Here is a 21,724-nt window from a genome sequence, read left to right as displayed (position 1 = left end):
GAGATTGATTTTGATTTTCAAAAGCCTCCGGAGAATCCGGGGGCTTTTTTTTGCTTTCAACATTTTTCGATGATCGGTTTTAATCGGAGAATGGAGTTTCGAACCATTACTTTTGAAGAATCCTTACGCTCCGGTTTTTCCGAATCGGATTTCGAACTCGACGTATGGCCGACCTTTCTCAACCAAGATCCGATCGGAAATGAATATTACGCTTTTATTGTAAAAGAATTTTCGAATTTACACTGCCTGGCGGTCACGAAGGAAAACGAGGTGGCGGGAACCGGAAAAATTCTCCCTTTTTACTGGGACGGAACCTGGGAAGGATTGCCTAAGGGTTGGGACGAGGCTATTCTCAAAAGCGTAGAAGATCGGAAAACAAAAACGGTCTGCAATTCGGCGAGCGCCTGGTCCATAGAAATCAAAAAAGAATTCAGAGGAACCGGTTTGTCCCATTCCATTCTTGTCGAACTGAAAAAAAACGCGATGTCGCTTAACATTTCTAATTTGTTCGCCTGTGTTCGACCGAATCAAAAGGAAAACTTTCCGTTTATAAGCATGGAAGAATATTTGGAACGAAAAAGACCGGACGGTTTTTCGGAAGATCCTTGGGTTCGAGTTCACGAAAAGGCCGGAGGAAAAAAGATCCGGATCGAACCTCGATCGATGTATGTGAGCGGAAGCGTGGAAGAATGGGAAACTTGGACTCGAATGAAATTCCCGGAATCGGGATCGTTTGCGATACCGGGAGGTTTGGTCCCGGTCGAAATCGACCGGGAAAAAAACTTAGGAGAATACGTGGAACCGAACGTTTGGTTTCACCATAGGATTTAAGCGGTTCTTCGGAGAATATCCTGAACCGGATTTATTTCCTGAACGGAAGCGAAGTAATTTCTGTAAGACAAAAACCAAACCGTGGAAATCGCGCCCAGCGCAAGAGTGCCTAACGTGATATTGGCTTCTCCGGAAAGCGCGTACGCGCCCGCTACGAGAATCGCCATACGGATCGGTTCCGCAAAAAGAGCCCAACGTTTTCTTTCCAGGATTCCGCCCAACGTCAAAAGGGAAACCAGAGTCACCGCGCTGATCACTCCGATATTGAACATGGAAAGTGAATTCACTTTTACGAGCATACCGAATGCGAGCGCCACGGTAATGACGAACCAAACCAGCGAATAAAGACTCAGACCTTTCGGAAGTTCTATATCATACTTTTTGAATGTTTTTGCGGAAACTTCGGGGATCGGATATTGACCTCCGAGTTCGGCCGGTCTCCAGCCCGGCATCGCGAAGAAAACCTTAACCTTATCGGACCAACGAGGACAGCGCCAAGCAAGTTCGATCATTTCCCACCAGTAGTGAAGATTGGCCCAGATCGTGTTGAAACTTTGCAGAGGTTTTACGGTTCCGTAAACCGGTTCTTCGGATTCCGGTTCGAAGGTTCCGAACCATTTGTCGAACACGATCAAGGTTCCGCCGTGATTCTTATCGATGTATTTCGGATTGATTCCGTGATGAACCCTGTGGTGAGAGGGAGTGTTGAAGATCGCTTCGAACCAACGGGGAAGTTTGTCGATCGCCTTTGTATGAATCCAGAATTGATAGATCAGATTGAGTTGTCCGTTTAAGATCATCACGATCGGAGAAAAACCGATCAATGCAAGAGGAAGGTAAAAGACCCAAGTGAAAATACTGTGAAAACTCGCCTGACGAAGAGCGACGGTGAGATTGTATTCTTCGCTTTGATGGTGAACCACGTGACCCGCCCAAAGAAAATTAATCTCGTGACTCAAACGATGATTCCAGTAATACGCCAAATCATAACCGATAAAACAAAGAACCCAAACTCCTACGACGAGAATCCAAGCCCAGGTTAAAGAACTTAATCCCAGGGTTCCCGCCGGAACGATGGAAAGAGCTTCGCTCGGCCAAGAAGGGAGATTGAAAATTCGAAACTTCTCATAGATTAAAATATAAGCGAACATGGTAACGGTTTTCTTAAAAACACCCACCACTTCGCTCGCGGTTCCCGCAGAAAGATCGTTGATCGAATCGTTCAATCGATAGAGTTTACGTTTGTGATACGCGGAAAATCCCATTTCCAAAAAGATCAGCAAAAAGAAGAACGGAATCGCGATCGTGACAAGATTGATTTCCATAAAGCCGCCCAAAAAAGTTCTAACTTTAGTTTATTCTTCCAATTCTTCCTTGGTCAATTCAAAAACAAAAACGGTGTTCGCGAAAGGGTTTTTTCCATCACGAACGTTATGAAAAATCTCCTCATCCTAAAGTAGGATGTCGCATTACAAAACCGTATGTTTTCTTTTTAAGGGAGAATTCGGATCTATTTGAATGGATGTTCATTCTTAAAAAACGGACGTATGTTTCCGAAGGAATGGGGGAGAAAATTCTCAAACGCCGTCTCGCAGTCTCGAATAGATCCACTGATCCAAAAAAACTCCGTCTTTAAAGACCGCTTCCTTGTTTGTGCCGTCCAATACAAATCCGTTTTTTTCCAAGGCCCGCGCCGAAGCGGGTCGGTTGGAAAAGACTTCCGCGTAAACCCGGTGAAGACCGTGTTCGGTATATGCAATATTGATAATGGATTGAATCGCTTGCGTTACGATTCCGCGGTTCCAGAATTCTTCCCCGATCCAATAACCGATTTCCCCGTTAAAACGATACACGTCCTCTTTAAAAAGTAAGGTGATGATTCCGATCGCGTTTTCTTCGAACAAGATCGCGAAGGTTCTGGATCTCGAATCCCTCAAACAGGCGCGGATATAATCGAGGGCGTCTTGAAGTTGATACGGAAACGGAAAACTTCCTCTCAAACCGGCAAATACGTTCGGAGAGTTCGCATGGATCGCAAGAGAGGGCGCGTGCGATTCTCGGATGGGTTCCAGTTTGAGATTCATTGGATTTAACGGACGATTCAAAAAGAGAACATCGAAAAAATTAAAGCGAAAACGTTTCGAAGTCAATTCTCTTCGCGAATCGAATCTCCTTCACTTTGAAATTTCCGTCAAAACTTGACTAATTCTTCCGTTTGGGAAAAATCTGGTCTTTATGGCAGCTAAGAAAAAGAACTGGCTTCTTTACGGAGCAAACGGTTACACCGGAGAACTGATCGCGAGAAAGGCTGTCGAAAGGGGACAAAAACCGATTCTTGCCGGAAGATCGGAAGCGAAGATTCGTCCTCTCGCCGAAGAACTCAATTTGCCCTTTCGGATTTTTTCTCTGGAGAATCCGGAGGAAGTTCGCAATCAAATCGCGGATTGTTTTTTGGTTTTACACTGTGCCGGTCCGTTTATCGAAACCGCGGTTCCCATGGCCAACGCTTGTATAGAATCCGGAACTCATTATCTGGATATCACCGGAGAGATTCCGGTTTATGAAAAACTGAATTCTTTGTCCTCCAAGGCGCTTGCAAAAAAGGTAATGCTTCTTCCCGGCGTCGGCTTCGATATCGTGCCCACGGATTGTCTCGCCGTGATGTTGAAGGAAAAACTTCCCAAGGCGCATTTTCTGGAACTCGGGTTCTCCGGTTTTTCGGATATTTCCAGAGGAACTTTAAAAAGCGCGCTCGCACAACTTCCGTACGGAAGTAAGGTGAGAAGAAACGGAAAGATCGAAACGATTCCTCAGTTGAGTCTGAAAAAGATCGTGGAGATCAGCGGAAGTTACGCAGAGTTTTTCGCGATTCCTTGGGGAGACGTTTTTACCGCTTTTATTTCAACAGGAATTCCGAATATTACGGTTTACTCATCTTTGCCCGCTTCTCAAGCGAAGATTTTAAGGCTGTTGCAACCGACGACCGTCTTTTTAAAAAGTTCTCTGATTCTCAAAGGAATGCAAAAACTCGTGGAGCTGGCCGTAAGCGGACCCGACGGAGAAAAACGAAAACAAGGTTCGGTTCTTCTTTGGGGAGAAGCCTGGACCGAGGCGAGTTCGAAAAAGGTTTCGATTCGTATGCGTTGCGCCGAAGGTTACGAATTTACGATCGAGTCCGCACTCGCTGCCGTCGCAAAAGTGGAGAAGGGGAAATTCCAAGCGGGATTTACGACTCCGGGCAAAGTTTTCGGTTCCAAATTCGTATTGGAAATTCCAGGTACTAAAATTTTATCCTAACGTTTTTGAATGTGCCGTGCATTGTCCCGTGATCGGAGAGCGATTCTCATTCCCTCCGGAATTTAGAATGCGAGATGGAAAAGAATATTTTCAATCAACTCGCAAACAAATGCGATCCGAATGAGCGAGAATCGAATGAGCGAGAATCATCTTCGAGGCGATTCGAGCCGATCGGATCGTCGTTTCTCTCGTTCTTCTTCCTGTTTCCGATCTCCATCCATTGTTGAAAGAATTCTATAAGACGTTCGATCAAAATGGATCGTGGTCGATTTCGCGTTGACACACTTCGGTTTAAACTGAAAAATCATCGAATTCTAAAAAGAACGGATCTTACTATGCCACTGAACACCCGCGTCGTTCAAATCTGTTTATTCCTCTTTGCCTTCATCGCGTTGCTCGGCGGAACCATACAAATGGTTCTCGGCCAACCGGCTACGACGCCTCGTCTTGATAACGTTCATCGATTTATGGCCGGAATTTATTTTTCTATGGGATTGATCTGCTTTTGGGCGGCTTATACGGTTCGAACTCAAAAAACTCTCGTATATCTGATCGCAATCGGAGTTTGGATCGCGGCGATCGGAAGGCTCGTTTCGATTTCGATCGTCGGTCTTCCGGAACCCGCAGAGTTATGGCTTGGTTATCTTGCTCCGGAGCTGTTGGTTCCTCCGATCTTGATTTTTTCACAATGGAAACGAAAGGATCTCGTTTAAAATTTTAAGAGAATTGCAAGTCGAGAACCTCGGTCCGACTCGTCGAAGGCAGACGACGTTATAAACACTAAATCGAATCGGATTCAATCGAACGTATTCGATTTAATCCCAGACGAAAAGCCAACCGATCACTTTATAGACTCCGTAAAAAATCCAACCCAGAGGTCCTAACATCTTTTTAGGCTTCAGATTTATATAAACCGTGGAATATTTGATCTGCATTTCGGAGGAACGTTTGCTTCCTTCCAATCTTTCGATTTCCACGTTGACCCTTTCCAATTCCCTTTCGATCGCCAAAAGGTCCTGCACGTTATTCGCCTTGTCTATGAGGGCCTGATACTTGGTCTTGATTCTTTTAAAACTTTCCAGTTTGATCAGATTGTCCTTGTAAGAATCCGTAATATCCAATCCGGAAATGTCTTCGTTTTCCACGTCCCCGATTTGTCTGAGAGCAACGATGAATTTTTCAAGACTTTCGGACGGAATCCTTACGATCGACACCGTGGAACTGTCTTTTGTAACAAAACCCTTCCATTCCTTGGTTAAGGTCTTGATTTTCTTTCTCGATTCCTCTACGTCCTTAACGGTGATCTGAAAGTCCGCCGTATAAACGATCATTCTATCTTCGATCGAAGAGAGATCGTTGTTTTCAGAACCCGCCTTTAAACTTCGACTTTTTTCGGCGGAAGAACAATATCCAAAGAAAAATAGGAGCGAAAATAAGAATGAAACCGTTTTAAACGGAAGTTGAAAGGATCTTTCCGGCATCTGCGTTCTTTCCCTTGTTTTTAAAATTTTTGAAAGACTGAATATTCTATCCCGCATTCTACGGATGCGGTCAACGGAATTCTCGATAAAACGACAACCGTTTATCAAGAATTTTTTGATTCGGGAAATTCTTTCAAAAGAGCGACGATCTCTGCGTGATTATTTTCGATCGCGATGTTGAGCGGAGTTTTATCGAATCGATTTTTAAGATTCGTTTGGGCGCCTCTATCTAAGAGAAATCGAACCGCTTCGAGATCATTGTGAAACGTTGCAAAGTGCAGAGCGGTCGAACCTGAATTCGAAGTAGCGTCGATATCGGCCCCTTTTTGTAGAATCGATTCCGCCAAATCTAAATTCTTTTTTAAAAAAGTTCCTCCGAGCAAAAACATCAACGAAGTCCTTCCATCTTTTTCGTCTTTGAGATTGGGATCGGCTCCTTGTTCGATTAAAAGTTTTGAAAATTCGAAAAGCTCAGATCGAATCGCGAAGATAAGCGGGGTCATTCCTCGTTCGTCGCGAACGTTGATGTCTGCGCCGGATTGAATCAATAGTTTTGCAACCTTCAATCTTTCATGAAGAATCGAATAATACAAAGGAGCTCTACCGAACGCATCTTTTTGATCGTCTAAAACCGCGCCCGATTCTAAAAGAAATTTTAACGTGGATTCCCGGTCCGCGAAAAAGATAGGAGTTCGCAAAGAATCGTTTTTCGCGTTGATGTCGGCGCCGTTTTCGATCAGTAATTTTGCGATTAGAGTCTGATTGAATTGAATGCTTACGTGGAAAGGCGTGTTTCCCGAGTCCTTGTCGCGAGCGTTTACGTCGGCGCCGCTTTGAATTAAAAGTTTGGCCGTTTCTAAATTTTTTGCCAAATGTAAAGGAGTAAATCCGTTCTTATTTTTAGCGTTTATATTTTCCCCTTTTTCAATTAGCAATCTTAACATTTCTAAGTCGCCATTCTGAGACGCGTCGTGGACGGAGATCTTCTGAGCCATTCGTGAGCCTTGTGATATATTCTGAAATAGTTATATTTCTTTAAAATCCGCGACGATCGGGAGTTCGCGTCTTCCGTTTCCATCGATATACCGCGGTTATACGCCTCTCGCCGCAAAGAAACATCGTAAACTTTACAAAACTCATTTCGCTTAACAAATCAGTTGGAGGAAGTTTTACTTTCCATAAAACGACGCAACGCCGTAACGAATCGGGCGGAATCTCCTTGCACGGAATCGAGATCGATCAAAAAGAAAACCACGGAGTTGATCCGGGACTTTAGAAAAATATAATTCTTTTTGAAGATCGCGTCAAGGACGTCCTCTCTTTGAAGGCGAAGTTCTCCTTTTTCGTCAAAAATTTGGATCGTGTCGGTTTCGATTTGAATCTTTCCGTCCGCAGGTTTAAAGCTCATTCTTTTTAAAAGAATATAAGGTCTCAAAATATAATAAAGTCCGATAAAACCGAAAAAGAAGGTGAACACGGTTCTCGTATAAACATCCGTGCCGATCCAAAATTCGATGGCCGCAAAAACGAGCAATAACGGACCCAAAAATCTTCTTTGAAACCAAAGAAAAGGGCGATTGTAATAGCCGAACAGATAATTCTTTTTTTGTCTATCCGTGCTAAGGGAATATAAGAATTCCATAATGTACCTCGGTCTATCTCCAAAGAGGTTTTTTAGTCTTTGGATCCGATGGAATAACCGATGTCCCTGCAAATTTTTTCGCTCTTTACGAGCGGAGGTCGCAGGTCGAACCGATGGAAACGATCGAATCGATCCGAATTCTTCAAACGAGAGTGGTCTCCGAAAAGTTGATTCTTCGTTCTTCGCTTTCGTATTTTTGAAAAAGAGCGCGAAATTCCTCCGTGGAATAAACGTCTTCGAAAAACGCAAACTGAGGAAACGGTTTTCCTTGGTTCGGTCGTTTTAAAAGATCCGGAATTTTCCATTTTCCCGTTTCCTCGTCGTGAAGGAAACAATCGTTCGTTTCGTCGTTTGCCGGATCGTATTGTATGTTTTCGGATTGGAATTCTTTGCCGAGAATCCGGCTTTCCAGTTCTTTTAAAAAGATAAAATTCTCCCTTACGTTTTCTCCTTCGAGTTTCGCTTCGTGTTCGTTTTGAAACTGAGTATAAAAAGAAGGGCACATTTTCCAGTAAATGACGAGCGCGGTTCCAAGATCGCATAACGGACTTTCGGCGACCCAACGGACGAACTTCATGCCGCCGTCCCAATCGTATTCGAGCAATGCATAATGGAGTTCGAGAGAATTTTTCAGTTCCTCAAAGCTGTTTCTTTGAATCGGTCCGAACGCCGAACTGGAAAAGTAAGCTTCTATGAACGCAAGTCTGTCGATCGGGAAAGGAAGATTTTTCATCGGACACTCCTATTTTGTTGAGCCGGATCTTCATCTGGAACCGTCATTTCGGGAGAGATTTTCGCAAAAGAATTCTATTTTTCATTTCAGTTGATAACATGGTGGAAATGAAATTTTGAGTTTTAGAAATGCCTAGCCCGAAGTGATTCCGGAATCAATTTAGAATTTTAGAATATTCGTATGTTTTTGATTTCGTTTTGCAGGATTAAAAAGGGAAAGAGAGTAAAATGCGGTGAAAAATTTTTTGAAAAAAGAAAGCGCGCGAAGGATTTACTCGGACTTGCGCGACGGCGCCCAGTGCGTTCGTTAAAAGAATCTAAGTGCGTAATTCTGAATTCTTAAATTTCTAAATTCTATTCTTACTTAAAAACATAATAAAAAACTAAAGTGAATTCAAGACGATCGAACACGTTCTTGTGAAAGATTTTTCCCAAGAAACGTGTCCATACAACCGCTCTCAGTAGAGAGCGGCTCCGAAATATCCACTTGCTGGAGGGACCTGGTTACCAAGGATTGTAGTATTCGACAAGGCCGGATTGTTTGTGGTCAATCCGGTCGCAGAAGAATGGAAGATATAGCTCTTTCCATTGAATCCGTTGTAACCCCAGGAACCAACGTAGAGGTCTGCGTATCCGTCCCCGTTTACGTCTCCGGCTCCCAATCCCCAACCGAACAAATCACTGAGCGGCCCGGTCATCGTCAAGGTTGCGGTGGTTTCGCTCACGAATCCGGATGCAATGTTCATATGAACATACACTAAACCTTGCGCCGGGGCCGGTGGCACCGCAGTCACGACGATATCTGCACTTCCGTTGCTGTCTAAGTCTCTCAGTTTTACAAAATATCCGTAAGAGTTGTTCACGGTGCTTCCATTGATGATGAGGATCGCTCCCCCCACAGTAGAGGCCGTAATTCCCGCCGCAGTTGCCGTAGAACTGTAAGTGAGAATTCTTCCCCGGATGGTACTGTAACCCGGCATTCCGACCGCGATGTCCGCGTGTCCATCTCCGCTGATATCGGCACAGGAGACGGAGAATCCGAATTTATCTCCGGCGGTTCCCGTTCCATTTTGAATCGTTGTGGCAGCGGCTCCCGCAGATAAGATTCCGGTAGCGCTTCCGTGATAAATGTAAACGGCTCCTCTTTGAGCGCTATAACCGTAGGAACCGATTACAATGTCTTCATACGTATCGCCTCCGGTATTGTTGATCTGTCCCGAAGCCAGTGCGGAACCGAACAGATCGTTGGAAGCGGTTCCTTGACGGGTTGCATACGCCGTTGTGGTATCTACGTCCACAATTCCTGCGTTCCCTGCGGAATTGAAAACATACACCTTACCTCGGGAAGTAAGAGCGCCGGGTGCACCCACGACCAACTCGCCATAACCGTCGCCGTTTGTATCAGCTCCTAAAATTGCCGCGCCGAATTGATCGTTTGCGGCTGCGCCGACGATCATTGTGGACGCAAAGGTAGACCAAGAAATGGTAACACCTGCCGTTCCGGAAGAATGAAATACGTAAGCCCTTCCCGTAGAACCTCCGTATAAGGGCGCTCCGACTAATACGTCGGCGTATCCGTCTCCGTTCACATCCGCTAAGGCCACGCTTTTACCGAAGTTCGAACCGGAAGGTCCGATGATATAACGGCTGGCCGCAGGAGCGCTTGTGGCTGTAATTCCCGCGGTTCCGGAAGAATGGAAAATATAAACCATATTCTCATTCTCCGCACCTATCACCGTGTCGACATATCCGTCTCCGTTGATGTCCTTATTGGTTCCTTGACGGATTGTTACCGTGCTCACTGCGGAATAATTTCCGGCTCCGTCTCTGCTTCGAACGCTGATGGTATGTTGGGATCCTATTCTCCATTGGCTCGCACCGGACGGAGTTTTGTAAGACCAGTTGGTCGTTCCGGAAACTCCGAAATAAGCTCCCGCATCCACGGAAATTTCCACACCGGCGACGGAGTTGCCGTCGGCGGCAGTTCCGATGATCATTCCACTTTCGAGGACGGTTTTATTTTTTAGGTTTTGAATCGTAACGGTCGGCGGGGTTACGTCTAACGCGGCTCCCGTCCAAAAGGACCAACTGAACGGAGCGGCCGTATTTCCCGCAAGATCCTTAGCTCCGGCCGTGATGGTTGCCATGTAATTTGTCCCGGGGCTTAAGTTCGGACTCGGAGTAAACGTAGCCGTGGTTCCGCTGCAACTTACGGTTCCTGTGGCCGCTCCCAAAGTAAACGTAGCGGTGGTCAACGTCGTGCAGTCCATCGTTTCGCTAAAAGCAACCGTGATGATTGCGTTAGGCGCCACACCGGTTTGTCCTTGGATCGGAGATTCCATAGCAACGGAAGGGTGGATCACATCCGGAGTCGCTCCGGTCGTAAAGGTCCAAGTATAAGGAGCGGCTAAAGAATTTCCCGCAGTATCCTGGATTGCAGTGGTTAGAGTCGCCGTATAAGTGGTTCCGTAGCTTAAATTGGCAAACGGAGTGAACGTCGCCGTTGTTCCGGAACATCCTACGGTTCCAACGATCGCACTGCCGCTGGCTAAGGTCACGCTGGTAGTTGTGATCGTCGCACAGTTCAAGGACTCGCTAAACGCGATGCTGAGAATGCTATTCACCGGAACGTTGGTCGCACCGACGGTAGGGCTTACGAAAGAAACGGTCGGCGCAGTCGTATCCGGCGCCGCACCGGTTGTAAAGCTCCAAGAATAAAGAGCCGCAACTGAATTTCCTGCGAGATCTTTCGCGGCTGTCGTAATGTTTGCCGTATAGTTTGTGCTATAAGCCAAAGCCGCGCTCGGTGTAAACGTAGCCGAGGTCCCCGCACAGGTTACGGTTCCGGGAACGGCCGCGCCTCCGGTTAAAGTGAAACTTGCGTTCGTAATCGTCGCGCAGTTCATCGTCTCGCTAAACACCGCGCTCACGCTTGAATTTACTCCAACCCCTAAGAGAGAATTGGCCGGTGTCACTAAAGAAACCAACGGAGCAGTCGTATCCGGCGCCGCTCCCGTGGAAAAGCTCCAAGAGAAAGGTACTGCAAGAGGATTTCCTGCAAGATCAGTCACAGTAGTTGCGATCGTAGCCGTGTAAGAAGTTCCGTACGCCAAGGATGAAGTCGGAGTGAATGTAGCGCTGGTTCCGGAACAACCCACGGTTCCCGGGATGGCACTTCCGTCGCTCAAGGTTACGCTCGTGGAAGTTACCGTTGCGCAGTTCACAGCTTCGCTAAATGAAATGCTTAAGGAACCGTTGATCGCAAATCCAGTCAATCCATTGGAAGGACTTACAAAAGAGATCGTAGGCGCCGTCGTATCCGGTGCAAGTCCGGTTGTAAAATTCCATGCATAAAGAGCCGCCACGGAATTTCCCGCGAGGTCTTTTGCTCCGGTCGTAATTCTCGCCGTATAGGTTGTGTTATACGAAAGAGTTGCGCTCGGAGTAAACGTCGCTGACGTTCCCGCACAGGTTACGGTTCCGGGAACTGCGGCCCCGCCGGTGAGTGTGAAACTAGCCGTGGTTAAAGTCGCGCAGGTCATCGGTTCGCTGAAAACAGCGCTTACGCTTGTGTTCACTCCGACATTCGTAATTCCATTTGCGGGAGTAACCAGAGAGACGGTAGGAGGAGTCACATCTGGACCGGCTCCCGTCGTAAAACTCCAGATGAACGGAGCGCTCAGATAATTCGACGCGAGATCTTTTACAGATGTGGAAATCGTAGCCGTATAAGTGGTTCCGTAATTCAAAGGGGCGGTCGGTGTAAAGGTTGCGGAAGTCCCCGAACAACTGATCGTTCCGACCACGTTGGTTCCCCCGTTGTCCAAGGTTACGTTTGCAGTTGAAATAGAAGCACAGGTCATTGCTTCGTCAAAGGTGAAACTGATCGAACCGTTGATGGAGAATCCGGTAGAACCGTTTACAGGGCTGATGAAAGAAACGTTCGGAGGCGTCGTATCCGGCGCCGCACCTGTCGTAAAATTCCAAGCATAAAGAGCTGCAACGGAATTTCCTGCGAGATCTTTCGCACCCGTCGTAATTCTCGCGGTATAAGTCGTGTTTTGAGCCAACGGAGCGGTCGGTGTAAAGGTTGCGGCCGTTCCTCCGCAGGTTACGGTTCCGGGAACTGCGGCGCCATTGTCCAGCGTAAAGGTTGCCGCATTCACAGTGGTACAATTTACGCTTTCGCTAAAAGCGACGCTTACGGATGAATTATTTGCAACCGAAGGGGTTCCGTTATTCGGAGTCGTTAAAGAAACGGTGGGCGCGATTAAGTCCACCGTCGCAGCGGTCGTAAAACTCCAAGTAAAATTATCGATCAAAGCGGTTCCGTTTGCGGATTTGATATCTTTTGTAATCGTTACCGTATAAATTGTGGAAGCAGAAAGGGGAGAATTCGGCGTTAAAACCGAAGCCGTATCCGTAATTGCCAAAGTGGAAGGAATCGGAGTTGTCCCTTGCGTAAGATAAAACGTGGAAGCGTTTATGGAAGAAGCGTCGACCGATCCGCTAAAACTCACTTGAATCGCTGTGTTCAACGGAATTCCACTCACTCCCGAACCCGGAGTGATTTGAGAAACCGAAAATGAATTCGATTTATTACTCAGATCTAAATATGCAAGAAAAGGAAGCGAGGTCTTACTGCCATTCACGCACCCTATGTTTACTGCAATGAGCAGAATTGCTAAAATAGTTTTTATCATTCTTTGCATACCGAAACCCTCCAACGTATGTCGCTGTTTCTCTTTTGCGACGGACAATCATCGGTAAGAATAGCATGAACCCTATGTATTTATCTCTTTATGTTATAATCTGACAGGCAAATGGGTATCTGATCCGTATGAATCCAGTCAAGTTCCTGAAAATTGAACTCCTCTCTTAATACGATAGGTTTAGAATGGAAATATAAGGATATGCAAATGTACGTAAGAACGTTTGCGCGGAATTTTTAAAGAACTAGAAAAAGTTCATCAAAGAATATTAATCATTTTATAATTAGAATTGTCATTAGATGAGTCTTTAGAAAAACGAATTCAAAAAATCGAAAATGAAACGAAATGAATTCTCCTTTTTATGAATCAAGAATCAGACGATGGATTGACCGGTTGTCGATTTTTGAGGAGAAAATTGTAATTTGAGCTTCGGTCCCAAAGGAGAATAAGCCTATACAAATCCGAGTGTTTTCCCCATTTGGAATAGGGAAGCCTCGGTTCATCATGCGGTATACGTTTAAAATTTGGATTCGAATCGGATTGTCGATTTGGATCGGAAATTTCTTTCCAATTTGGGGAGAAGGGCTTCAGAATCTTCCGGATGCGCGTATTCCTTTGGATGAGGGCAAACGATTGGAACCGGGAGAACTCGCCGAAAAGAAGGAAGGTTGGTATATGACTGCCGTTCCTCTGATGAGCTCCGATCCCGTGCGAGGACAGGGAGGCGGAATCAGGGCCAGTCTTTTCTTTAACGGAAAAAAAACGGATTTATATTACGAATACGAACCGTATCGAAGCAAACTTACGGTTCAGCTTTTTCAGACCAATCAAGGTGTGAAGAATCATTTCATCCAGTTCGATTCTCCCTATATCTTAAATACCGCGTTTCGATTTAAAAGCAGTCTCGGATTGGATTATAATCCGAATTCGCAGTATTTCGGGATCGGAGAATCATCTCTTCAATCTCTTTCGTATCGTCCGCGAAATCTTCCCGGAGTCGGGCAGGTTGGAAATGCGAATTTCGACGCGTATGAAACGTCTCAATCTTACATTCGTCCTTCTCGCTCGGCGTCCGAGATCACTCCGACCGTAAGCGATCAGGGTTACAATCAGTATCTATTCAACTCCACGACCTTGTTCAACAGTATCGATTATACGTTTTGGAAAGCGTTCAAATGGGTGATCGCGAATGAAATTTCGAAAAACATCATCGGTCATTCGGACGGAGTTTGGAATCCTTCCAAAGATCCGTATTTGGCCGGAAGCATTTGGGAAACTTCCGTTCCGAATGGAGAATCTAAACTTACGGAAGACTACAAGGCCGGAAAGATCAAAGGATACAACGGCGGGGAGATCATCTATCTTCGCGCGGGAATCGCTTACGATACGAGAGATTTCGAACCGGATCCGGATCGTGGTGTATTAGTAGAATTGAATGTAGCAAACGTTTCCAAACGCACCGGTTCGGATTTTAATTACAATAAGATCTTCTTTCAGACGAAATACTTTTATAAACTTTTTCCGAGCGTTTTCGAGGAATTGGTTTTTGCGACCAGAGGTGCGATGGCTTACACTTCTTCTGGATCTCCTTTTTCCGAAGTACGATATATGTGGAGTTTGGACGGACCGATGACCGGGATCGGAGGTTTGATGACGATGCGCGGTTATCGTCAGGATCGTTTTGTCGCGCCTATGGTCGGTTTCGGAAGCGCGGAACTTCGTTGGAGATTTGCTACATTCAAAATCGGTGATGAACTTTTTACGTTGAGTCTTGTTCCTTTTTACGATATAGGCCGTGTTTGGAATTCCGAAAAAAGAATCAACTTACAAGGATACAAACATTCTTGGGGAAGCGGCCTCAGAATCATTTGGAATCAAGCGACCGTGATCCTGATCGATTTCGCCAAATCACGAGAAGATACGCAGATGTTCGTGGATTTCAGTCACGCGTTTTGATATGCAAAATGAAGAATCCCGTTTTTAGAAAACGGGATTCTTGTGCGAAGACGTTATTTTTTCTTAGGTTTTGCCTTAGAAAAATATCCTTGGTGATATGCTTCCGCAAAAGTCGAAGTGATCAACGCGTCTTGCGTTTCTCTAACGGTGGATGGGAAGTAGTAAAATGGCATTCCGAAAATTAAGAGGATTTGTTGCCACAATACGACCTTTTCTTCCTTAAGTACTGTGCCGATCTTTGTTCCGTTACCGTCATAAACCGTCATGGTTATTTTGAAATGATCGCTTGCCGTACTTGGAAAAAGATATAGAGTCAATCCAGTAAGGATCGCTAACGCTTGATTTGCTTCTCCGTTATCTTCTAACGCGATATCTAATACGTAGTCCGTTGCGAATTCGTTGTTCGTGATTTCGGAAAAGAGGCCTATATTTTTTGCTTTTCCAACGATCGCGTTTGTCCAGTTGTTTTGAAATGCAACGTTGACAGGCATGTTGTTTCCGTTGGAAACGACTTTAAAGCTGGTTTTCAAAAACACTTTCGGTTTTGAAGTTACCGTTGCGGGGTCCACCGGATTCGGTTTTTGTAATAGATCGGATGTATAGGCGATACAGTTCATGAATGAGCCGATCACCAAAGCGAACAGAAGTTTACGAACGTTAGTTGTATTCATTTTTCCCTTGGAAGTACTTTGATTTTTGATGATCTTGAGGAACCCTTAAATTTCAGAAACAACTTTTCGGGTGAATTTAACTTGTTTCGAGCAATTCGCATTAAATTTTAAAATGTTTATCAGATTTCCGTGTATAACGCTTCTCTAATTGAATGTTGTTTCAAAATTCGAATCATCGTTCCAATGATAATGCCTTTACGCCGCGGATCATTTTGAATCAAAATGGTTTCACTTCTTAGGTGATTCTTACCCTCTTGTACTCCCTTCCAATTACCCAGACTTTCCTTCAGCGCTCTCCGTCTTTTTTGCTTTGGAAGACGACGCTCGGCCCCACCTCTCAAAACACAGTCGAAGCTTTTTCGAATTCCTTCCTTTGTCGGTTCAATTTCCCACGTTCGCAAAAATCAAAATTCTCCATTGGGGTTTTAAGGTCTGAATTTCGGGCAAAAATCGCTACTTTTCTCAGGAAAAATTTTACCGTTAAATCAAAATGTATAATAAATTAGCATATCTGAGTAATATATCTAAAATTTAAACAATAAAAATAAAAACTGCTTGCATATTGGGCTTAATTTAGGAAATTCTAATTGAGGTATGAATATGCTTCTGAATAACTACGAGACGGAATCTTTTTACGACGAAATGTTTTTTCCCGAGGGCGGGATCCGACAAAGTTATGATTTTCTAAAATCGAGAATCGAAACGATGGACGATCGGGAATTGGTTCGCCGAAAGTCGAGCGCGGAAAAAGCACTTCTTTCGCTCGGCATCACGTTCAATGTTTACGGCGACGAAGAGGAAGAAGAAAGAATCATGCCTTTCGATATCATTCCTCGGATCATCACTTCTCACGAATGGAGAAAGCTGGAAGAAGGTTTGAAACAAAGAACCAGGGCTTTGAATCTTTTTATCAACGATATTTATCACGATGAAAAGATCATCAAGGACGGAGTTGTTCCCGCCGAGTACGTTTATTCTTCCGCGGGTTATTTAAAAGAATGTAAAGGAATCAATCCTCCTCAAGGAACTTGGATTCATATTTCGGGAACGGATTTGGTTCGCAACGGAGACGGAACCGTTCACGTTTTGGAAGACAATCTCAGATGTCCTTCCGGCGTTTCTTACGTATTAGAAAATCGTGAAGTGATGAAGAAGACGTTCCCCGAACTTTTCGCGAGTTTAAACGTACGTCCTACATACGATTATCCGATTCGCCTTCGAGGCATGCTCGAATACATGAGCGGCAAGTCCAATCCTTCCATTGCGGTTTTAACTCCGGGGATCTACAATTCGGCTTATTACGAACATTCTTTCCTGGCTCAGAAGATGGGAGTTCCTCTCGTGGAAGGAAGCGATCTCGTCGTGAAGGACGACAAGGTTTATATGAGAACCACAAGAGGTTTGAAAGTCGTCGACGTGATTTATAGAAGGATCGACGATTCTTTCTTGGATCCTCTCGTGTTTAACAAGGATTCTCTTCTGGGTGTTCCCGGTATTTTCGAAGCGTATAAAAAAGGAAACGTGGCTCTCGTAAACGCTCCGGGGGCCGGTGTTGCGGACGATAAGGTTTTATACACGTTCGTTCCCGCGATGATAAAATATTATCTCGGTGAGGAACCGATCATTCCGAACGTTCCCACTTATCTTTGTTCGAACGATCAGGATCGTAAATACGTTAAGGAGAATATCTCCAACCTCGTAGTAAAAGCGGCGAACGGCGCGGGCGGTTACGGTATGCTCATCGGTTCCCGCTCGAGCAAGAAGGAACAAAAAGAATTTTGCGAACTCATCGATAAAAGTCCCAGAAACTATATCGCACAGCCAGTCCTCAGTCTTTCCAGAGTTCCCACTTTGATCGAAGACAAGTTGGAAGGAAGACACGTGGATCTTAGACCATTCATTCTTTACGGCGAAGACATCTATGTCATGCCGGGCGGTTTGACTCGCGTCGCTTTGAGAAAAGGTTCTCTCGTGGTCAATTCTTCCCAAGGCGGCGGTTCGAAAGATACCTGGGTTATGGGCGAAGGCTAAAAAGATACATACATACTTAGAACGAAAGAGGTTGCTATGCTGAGCAGAGTGGCTGAGTCCGTGTACTGGATGAATCGGTATATGGAGAGGGCGGAGAATTATTCCCGCTTTATCGACGTTAACTTTCAATTATCCTTGGACTTGAACGAAGACGTGAACCGTCAGTGGATGCCTCTCGTATTCACAACGGGCGACAACGAACTCTTTCAGAAAAAATATTCGGAACCTTCGAAGGAGAACGTGATTCACTTCATGACCTTCGATACGGAGAATCCGAATTCGATTCTGAACTGTTTGATCCGTTCGAGAGAGAACGCAAGAACCATCCGCGAAAACATTTCCACTCCGATGTGGGAAGTGATGAACGAATTCTATCTTACGTTTAAGAGCAAAAAACATTTTACCGATACGGATCTTTCCGTGTTGAGCGAATTCTTTAAGTCGATCCGCAATCAATGTCTTCTGTTTTACGGTTGTCAGGAAGCGACGATCGCAAGGGACGAGGTTTGGTATTTCGCGCAACTCGGAAGATATCTGGAACGCGCCGATAAAACCGCGAGAATTCTCGACATGAAATACTTCATCCTTCTTCCTTCGCACGACGTGGGTTCCAATCTGGATCTGATCCAGTGGCTTTCGCTTTTGAAATCCACGAGCGCGCACGAGATGTTCAATCGAATCTATCAAAAGATAACTCCGAAAAACATCGCGGAGTTTTTGATTCTCGACAGACAATTTCCGAGAGCGGTCCGTTTTTCTCTTCGAAAAATTTTCGACAGCTTAAAAGTTTTGAGCGGCACCGATCCGGACGAATATTCCTGCGAAGCGGAAAAGAGAGTGGGTGTTTTGTTATCCGAACTCAGTTACACTTCCGTGGAGGAAATTTTCAACTCGGGGATGCACGAGTATTTGGATAAACTTCAACTGCAGATCAACGGGATTCACGACCGGATCGACGAACGTTATTTTCGATTTTAACGATTTGTTTTTTTAGGAACGGAAAACTTAGGCGGAAATTTTTTTATGACCATTCGAGTCGCTCTCACTCACGAAACCGTTTATCGGTATGATCGAAACATCTCCCTTTCTCCACACGTGATCCGACTTCGTCCGGCGCCTCATTGTAAGACGAATATCGTTTCCTATTCTCTGAAGGTGGAACCGGAGAATCAGTTTCTAAACTGGCAACAGGATCCGTTCGGCAACTTTCAGGCGAGACTCGTTTTTCCCGAAAAGACCGATCGTCTGAGCGTGTTAGTCGATCTTGTGGCCGATATGAAGGTCATCAATCCTTTCGATTTTTTCGTGGAGGCTTACGCGGAGAATTTTCCGTTCGAATATGAGGAAATTCTAAAATACGAATTGGCCCCGTATCTGGTTCCTTCCGAAAACGGAAAACTGCTCGATTCTTATGTGAAATCGCTGCGTGCGGAAGGTTTTGCGGAACCGAAAAGGATCATCGATTTTATCGTCGCGTTAAATCAAAAACTTTCAAACGACATCGGTTATATCATTCGGATGGAACCCGGGGTTCAAACCTGTGAAGAGTCTTTGCGGAAACGAACCGGGTCCTGCAGGGATTCTTCCTTTTTGCTCGTTCAAATTTTACGTCGTTTCGGTTTGGCGGCTCGTTTTGTTTCGGGTTATCTGATTCAGCTCAAGGCGGATCAAAAACCTCTCGAAGGTCCGAAGGGTCCCGAAAAAGATTTCACAGATCTTCACGCTTGGGCCGAGGTGTTTCTTCCCGGCGCGGGTTGGGTGGGAATGGATCCGACTTCGGGACTTCTTACCGGAGAAGGTCATATACCGTTAGCCGCAACACCGGAGCCGATGAGCGCGGCGCCTATCTTCGGTTATGCGGACCCCGCGAAAACCGAGTTCGAGTTTAGAATGGAAGTGGAAAGGATCCGGGAAAGTCCTCGGGTGACTCTTCCCTATTCGGAAACGAGATGGAACGATATTTTAAGAAGGGGCAAGGCCCTCGATCATAAGATCAAGGATCTGGGTTTGTCCCTTTCGATCGGCGGAGAACCCACGTTTATCTCGGACGCGGATCGTCAAAGTCCGGAATGGAATCACGAAGCCTTAGGCGAGGATAAGTTCGAACTTTCAAAAAGTTTAATGTATAAGTTGAAGGACGAATTCACGTCCGGTTCCTTTTTACAATTCTCGCAAGGAAAATGGTATCCGGGAGAACCTTTGCCGCGCTGGAGCATCGGTTGTCTTTGGAGAAAGGACGGAGTCGAACTTTGGAAAGATCCTTTTCTTTTGGCGGACGGTCCGCACGCGTCCGATTCTAAGCCCAAAGCGGAGAATTTGGATCCTCAAAAAGCCTCGGAAACTCTCGCGTGCGCGATTTGCAGAACCTTAGGCATCGATCTTTCGTATATGGTTCCCATGTACGAGGACAATCTTTATTATCTTTGGAAAGAGGGAAATCTCCCTTTTGAAATGGAGAAAAAGCTTTCCACGGCTTTCGATACGCTGGAACGTCAGCGTCTTTTGAAACTTCTCGACAAGGGTTTTAAGAAGGAAGTGGCCTTCGGTATTCCCGTATATTATAATTATGTAAAGAAGGAATGGGAGAGTTCCGTTTGGCATTTTAAAAGGGAAAAACTTTTTTTGATTCCGGGCGATTCTCCTGCCGGTTTTAGAATTCCGTTTTCTTCGATCAGCGATCGTTTTCGCGAGGTTCCTTACTTCACTTCGATCGAAAAAAAAGAGGCTCTTCCTTCGAGAAAAACTTTGGATGCGACGATTCGTAAAAGACTCGATTCTCCCTCGAAAACCTTCGGTGAAAAGGAACTTCCGATTCAGTCCACGATCGTGGTCGAGGTTCGAGAAGGAATTTTGCACGTCTTTCTTCCTCCGGTTCCTTCCACAGATGTTTGGGTCGAGTTGATCGCAAGCGTGGAACAGGCGGTTCTCGCTTCGGGCTTAAAGGTTCGGATCGAAGGATACGAGTCTTCCATGGACGAAAGAATCGGACAGTTTAGAATCACACCCGATCCCGGTGTGATCGAAGTCAATCTGCATCCGTCCACGTCCTTCGTGGAGCTGGAAAACAAAACAAGAATTCTGTACGAAAGGGCGATCGAAACAAAACTGAGCACGGAAAAGTTTCAGATCGACGGAAGGGCTTCCGGAACCGGGGGCGGGAATCATATCACGTTAGGCGCTCTTGTTCCCGAAGAAAGTCCTTTTTTAAAACGACCGGATCTGCTTCGAAGTTTTGCGACGTATTGGCAACATCATCCTTCTTTGTCTTATCTTTTTTCGGGACTTTTTATCGGAACCACTTCCCAGTCTCCACGTATGGACGAGGGCAGGGAAGAAGCGTTGTACGAATTCGAAATCGCTTGCAGACAAGTCGATCATTTGGAAAGCGTTCCGCCTTGGCTCGTGGATCGTCTTTTTCGAAATCTTCTCGTGGATATCACAGGCAATACGCATCGATCCGAGATTTCCATCGATAAACTGTATTCTCCCACGGGATCGACCGGGCGTTTGGGGCTCGTGGAATTCAGAGCTTTCGAGATGCCCCCTCACTACAAGATGAGTGTTCTGCAACAAATGTTCGTCTTATCCTTATTGTGCAGATTTTGGGAAGAACCTTACAAACATCCCCCGATCCGAAGAGGAACGGAGCTGCACGACAAATACCTTCTTCCTTTTTACGTTTGGGAGGACTTTAAGGACGTGTTGAAGGATTTAAAATCAAACGGTTATCCGTTTTACGAGGAAGACTTTATTCCATTTTTTGAATTTAGATTTCCTGAATATGGTCACGTTCTCAAGGATCAGATCCGTCTCGAGTTGAGAATGGCTTTGGAACCTTGGGACGTTCTCGGAGAAGAGGCGAATTCGTTCGGAACTTCCCGAGCCGTAGATTCCGCGTTGGAAAGAATTCAAGTGAAGGTGGAAGGATGGACGCAGGGAAGATATATTCTTTCGTGCAACGGTTACGAGGTTCCATTGAAACCGACGGGAAAAAACGGAGAAGCGGTCGCGGGCGTTCGTTATAAGGCTTGGTCCCCCGTTTTTACGTTACATCCGAATCTTCCGGTCACAAATCCTCTCGTCTTCGATCTTTGGGATTCTTGGAGCGGAAGGTCGATCGGAGGTTGTAAGTATTACGTTTCTCATCCGGGAGGAAGATCATACGATACCTTTCCCGTAAATTCTTTCGAAGCGGAAAGCAGAAGAATCAATCGGTTTATCGATCAAGGTCATACGGCCGGACCGACGGCGGCTCCGAAACCTTTGTCGCATCCCCATTCTCCGTTTACCTTGGATCTGCGTCTTGCGCCGGGCCCCGGCTGGAAAAAAAAGTCTCCGTAAAGAATCGCCAAAATCTACGGACATTGAATC

15 protein-coding genes are annotated in these 21,724 nt (G+C 45.6%); 7 read left to right on the top strand and 8 right to left on the bottom strand.

Annotated features, from left to right (window positions below; translation table 11 throughout):
• Positions 1–90: 90 nt before the first annotated feature.
• Complete coding sequence (locus LEP1GSC052_RS08125) at positions 91–831, top strand: hypothetical protein (RefSeq protein ID WP_040913391.1); 741 nt, start codon at positions 91–93, stop codon at positions 829–831.
• Here LEP1GSC052_RS08125 and LEP1GSC052_RS08120 read toward each other — a convergent pair.
• Entirely contained in the window at positions 828–2,156 is a 1,329-nt protein-coding gene (locus LEP1GSC052_RS08120) for a sterol desaturase family protein (protein WP_010575301.1), read from the bottom strand. The two genes, LEP1GSC052_RS08125 and LEP1GSC052_RS08120, sit on opposite strands and share 4 nt — an antisense overlap.
• Before the next feature lie 252 nt (positions 2,157–2,408).
• A complete protein-coding gene (locus tag LEP1GSC052_RS08115) occupies positions 2,409–2,915 on the bottom strand; it encodes a GNAT family N-acetyltransferase (RefSeq protein WP_020986680.1) in 507 nt (168 codons plus the stop codon).
• Between the two features lie 151 nt (positions 2,916–3,066).
• On the opposite strand from LEP1GSC052_RS08115, the gene LEP1GSC052_RS08110 reads away from it, so the two are divergent.
• Together LEP1GSC052_RS08110 and LEP1GSC052_RS08105 are read left to right on the top strand one after the other, a co-directional pair.
• Positions 3,067–4,128 (top strand): saccharopine dehydrogenase family protein, encoded by a 1,062-nt coding sequence (locus LEP1GSC052_RS08110; protein ID WP_010575299.1) that lies wholly within the window; start codon positions 3,067–3,069, stop codon positions 4,126–4,128.
• Positions 4,129–4,463: 335 nt separating this feature from the next.
• Complete coding sequence (locus LEP1GSC052_RS08105; protein ID WP_040913389.1) at positions 4,464–4,841, top strand: DUF4345 family protein; 378 nt, start codon at positions 4,464–4,466, stop codon at positions 4,839–4,841.
• Positions 4,842–4,943: 102 nt separating this feature from the next.
• Here LEP1GSC052_RS08105 and LEP1GSC052_RS08100 read toward each other — a convergent pair whose 3' ends face one another.
• The 5 genes from LEP1GSC052_RS08100 to LEP1GSC052_RS08080 form a co-directional block, all read right to left on the bottom strand.
• Positions 4,944–5,609, bottom strand: coding sequence for a DUF4349 domain-containing protein (locus LEP1GSC052_RS08100; protein ID WP_010575297.1), 666 nt, complete (start codon positions 5,607–5,609; stop codon positions 4,944–4,946).
• A 104-nt stretch (positions 5,610–5,713) separates the two neighbouring features.
• Positions 5,714–6,604 (bottom strand): ankyrin repeat domain-containing protein, encoded by an 891-nt coding sequence (locus tag LEP1GSC052_RS08095; RefSeq protein ID WP_010575296.1) that lies wholly within the window; start codon positions 6,602–6,604, stop codon positions 5,714–5,716.
• 158 nt (positions 6,605–6,762) lie between these two features.
• Positions 6,763–7,251 carry a hypothetical protein gene (locus LEP1GSC052_RS08090; protein ID WP_010575295.1) on the bottom strand — a complete coding sequence of 163 codons (489 nt, stop codon included), beginning with the start codon at positions 7,249–7,251 and terminating at the stop codon, positions 6,763–6,765.
• Positions 7,252–7,393: 142 nt separating this feature from the next.
• On the bottom strand, positions 7,394–7,984 hold the full coding sequence (locus tag LEP1GSC052_RS08085; protein ID WP_010575294.1) for a DUF4274 domain-containing protein: 591 nt from the start codon (positions 7,982–7,984) through the stop codon (positions 7,394–7,396).
• Positions 7,985–8,441: 457 nt separating this feature from the next.
• On the bottom strand, positions 8,442–12,635 hold the full coding sequence (locus tag LEP1GSC052_RS08080) for an Ig-like domain-containing protein (RefSeq protein WP_051185363.1): 4,194 nt from the start codon (positions 12,633–12,635) through the stop codon (positions 8,442–8,444).
• Positions 12,636–13,199: 564 nt separating this feature from the next.
• Here LEP1GSC052_RS08080 and omp85 point away from each other — a divergent pair.
• Positions 13,200–14,651 (top strand): Omp85 family outer membrane protein, encoded by a 1,452-nt coding sequence (omp85, locus tag LEP1GSC052_RS08075; protein WP_010575293.1) that lies wholly within the window; start codon positions 13,200–13,202, stop codon positions 14,649–14,651.
• Between the two features lie 53 nt (positions 14,652–14,704).
• On the opposite strand, the gene LEP1GSC052_RS08070 is transcribed toward omp85, so the two are convergent.
• Entirely contained in the window at positions 14,705–15,322 is a 618-nt protein-coding gene (locus tag LEP1GSC052_RS08070) for a hypothetical protein (protein ID WP_010575292.1), read from the bottom strand.
• A 600-nt stretch (positions 15,323–15,922) separates the two neighbouring features.
• Here LEP1GSC052_RS08070 and LEP1GSC052_RS08060 point away from each other — a divergent pair.
• Genes LEP1GSC052_RS08060 through LEP1GSC052_RS08050 form a run of 3 tightly spaced genes read left to right on the top strand, consistent with a single transcriptional unit; the run spans position 15,923 to position 21,694 of the window.
• On the top strand, positions 15,923–17,353 hold the full coding sequence (locus LEP1GSC052_RS08060) for a circularly permuted type 2 ATP-grasp protein (RefSeq protein ID WP_010575290.1): 1,431 nt from the start codon (positions 15,923–15,925) through the stop codon (positions 17,351–17,353).
• Positions 17,354–17,389: 36 nt separating this feature from the next.
• Complete coding sequence (locus LEP1GSC052_RS08055) at positions 17,390–18,331, top strand: alpha-E domain-containing protein (protein ID WP_040912903.1); 942 nt, start codon at positions 17,390–17,392, stop codon at positions 18,329–18,331.
• Positions 18,332–18,376: 45 nt separating this feature from the next.
• Positions 18,377–21,694 (top strand): transglutaminase family protein, encoded by a 3,318-nt coding sequence (locus LEP1GSC052_RS08050; protein ID WP_020985872.1) that lies wholly within the window; start codon positions 18,377–18,379, stop codon positions 21,692–21,694.
• Positions 21,695–21,724: the final 30 nt, after the last annotated feature.

The sequence above is a fragment of the Leptospira kmetyi serovar Malaysia str. Bejo-Iso9 genome (assembly GCF_000243735.2).
Taxonomy (GTDB): Bacteria; Spirochaetota; Leptospiria; order Leptospirales; family Leptospiraceae; genus Leptospira; species Leptospira kmetyi.
The sequence above is the reverse complement of the archived record's forward strand: the minus strand, read 5'-3'. Positions and strand labels throughout refer to the sequence as shown.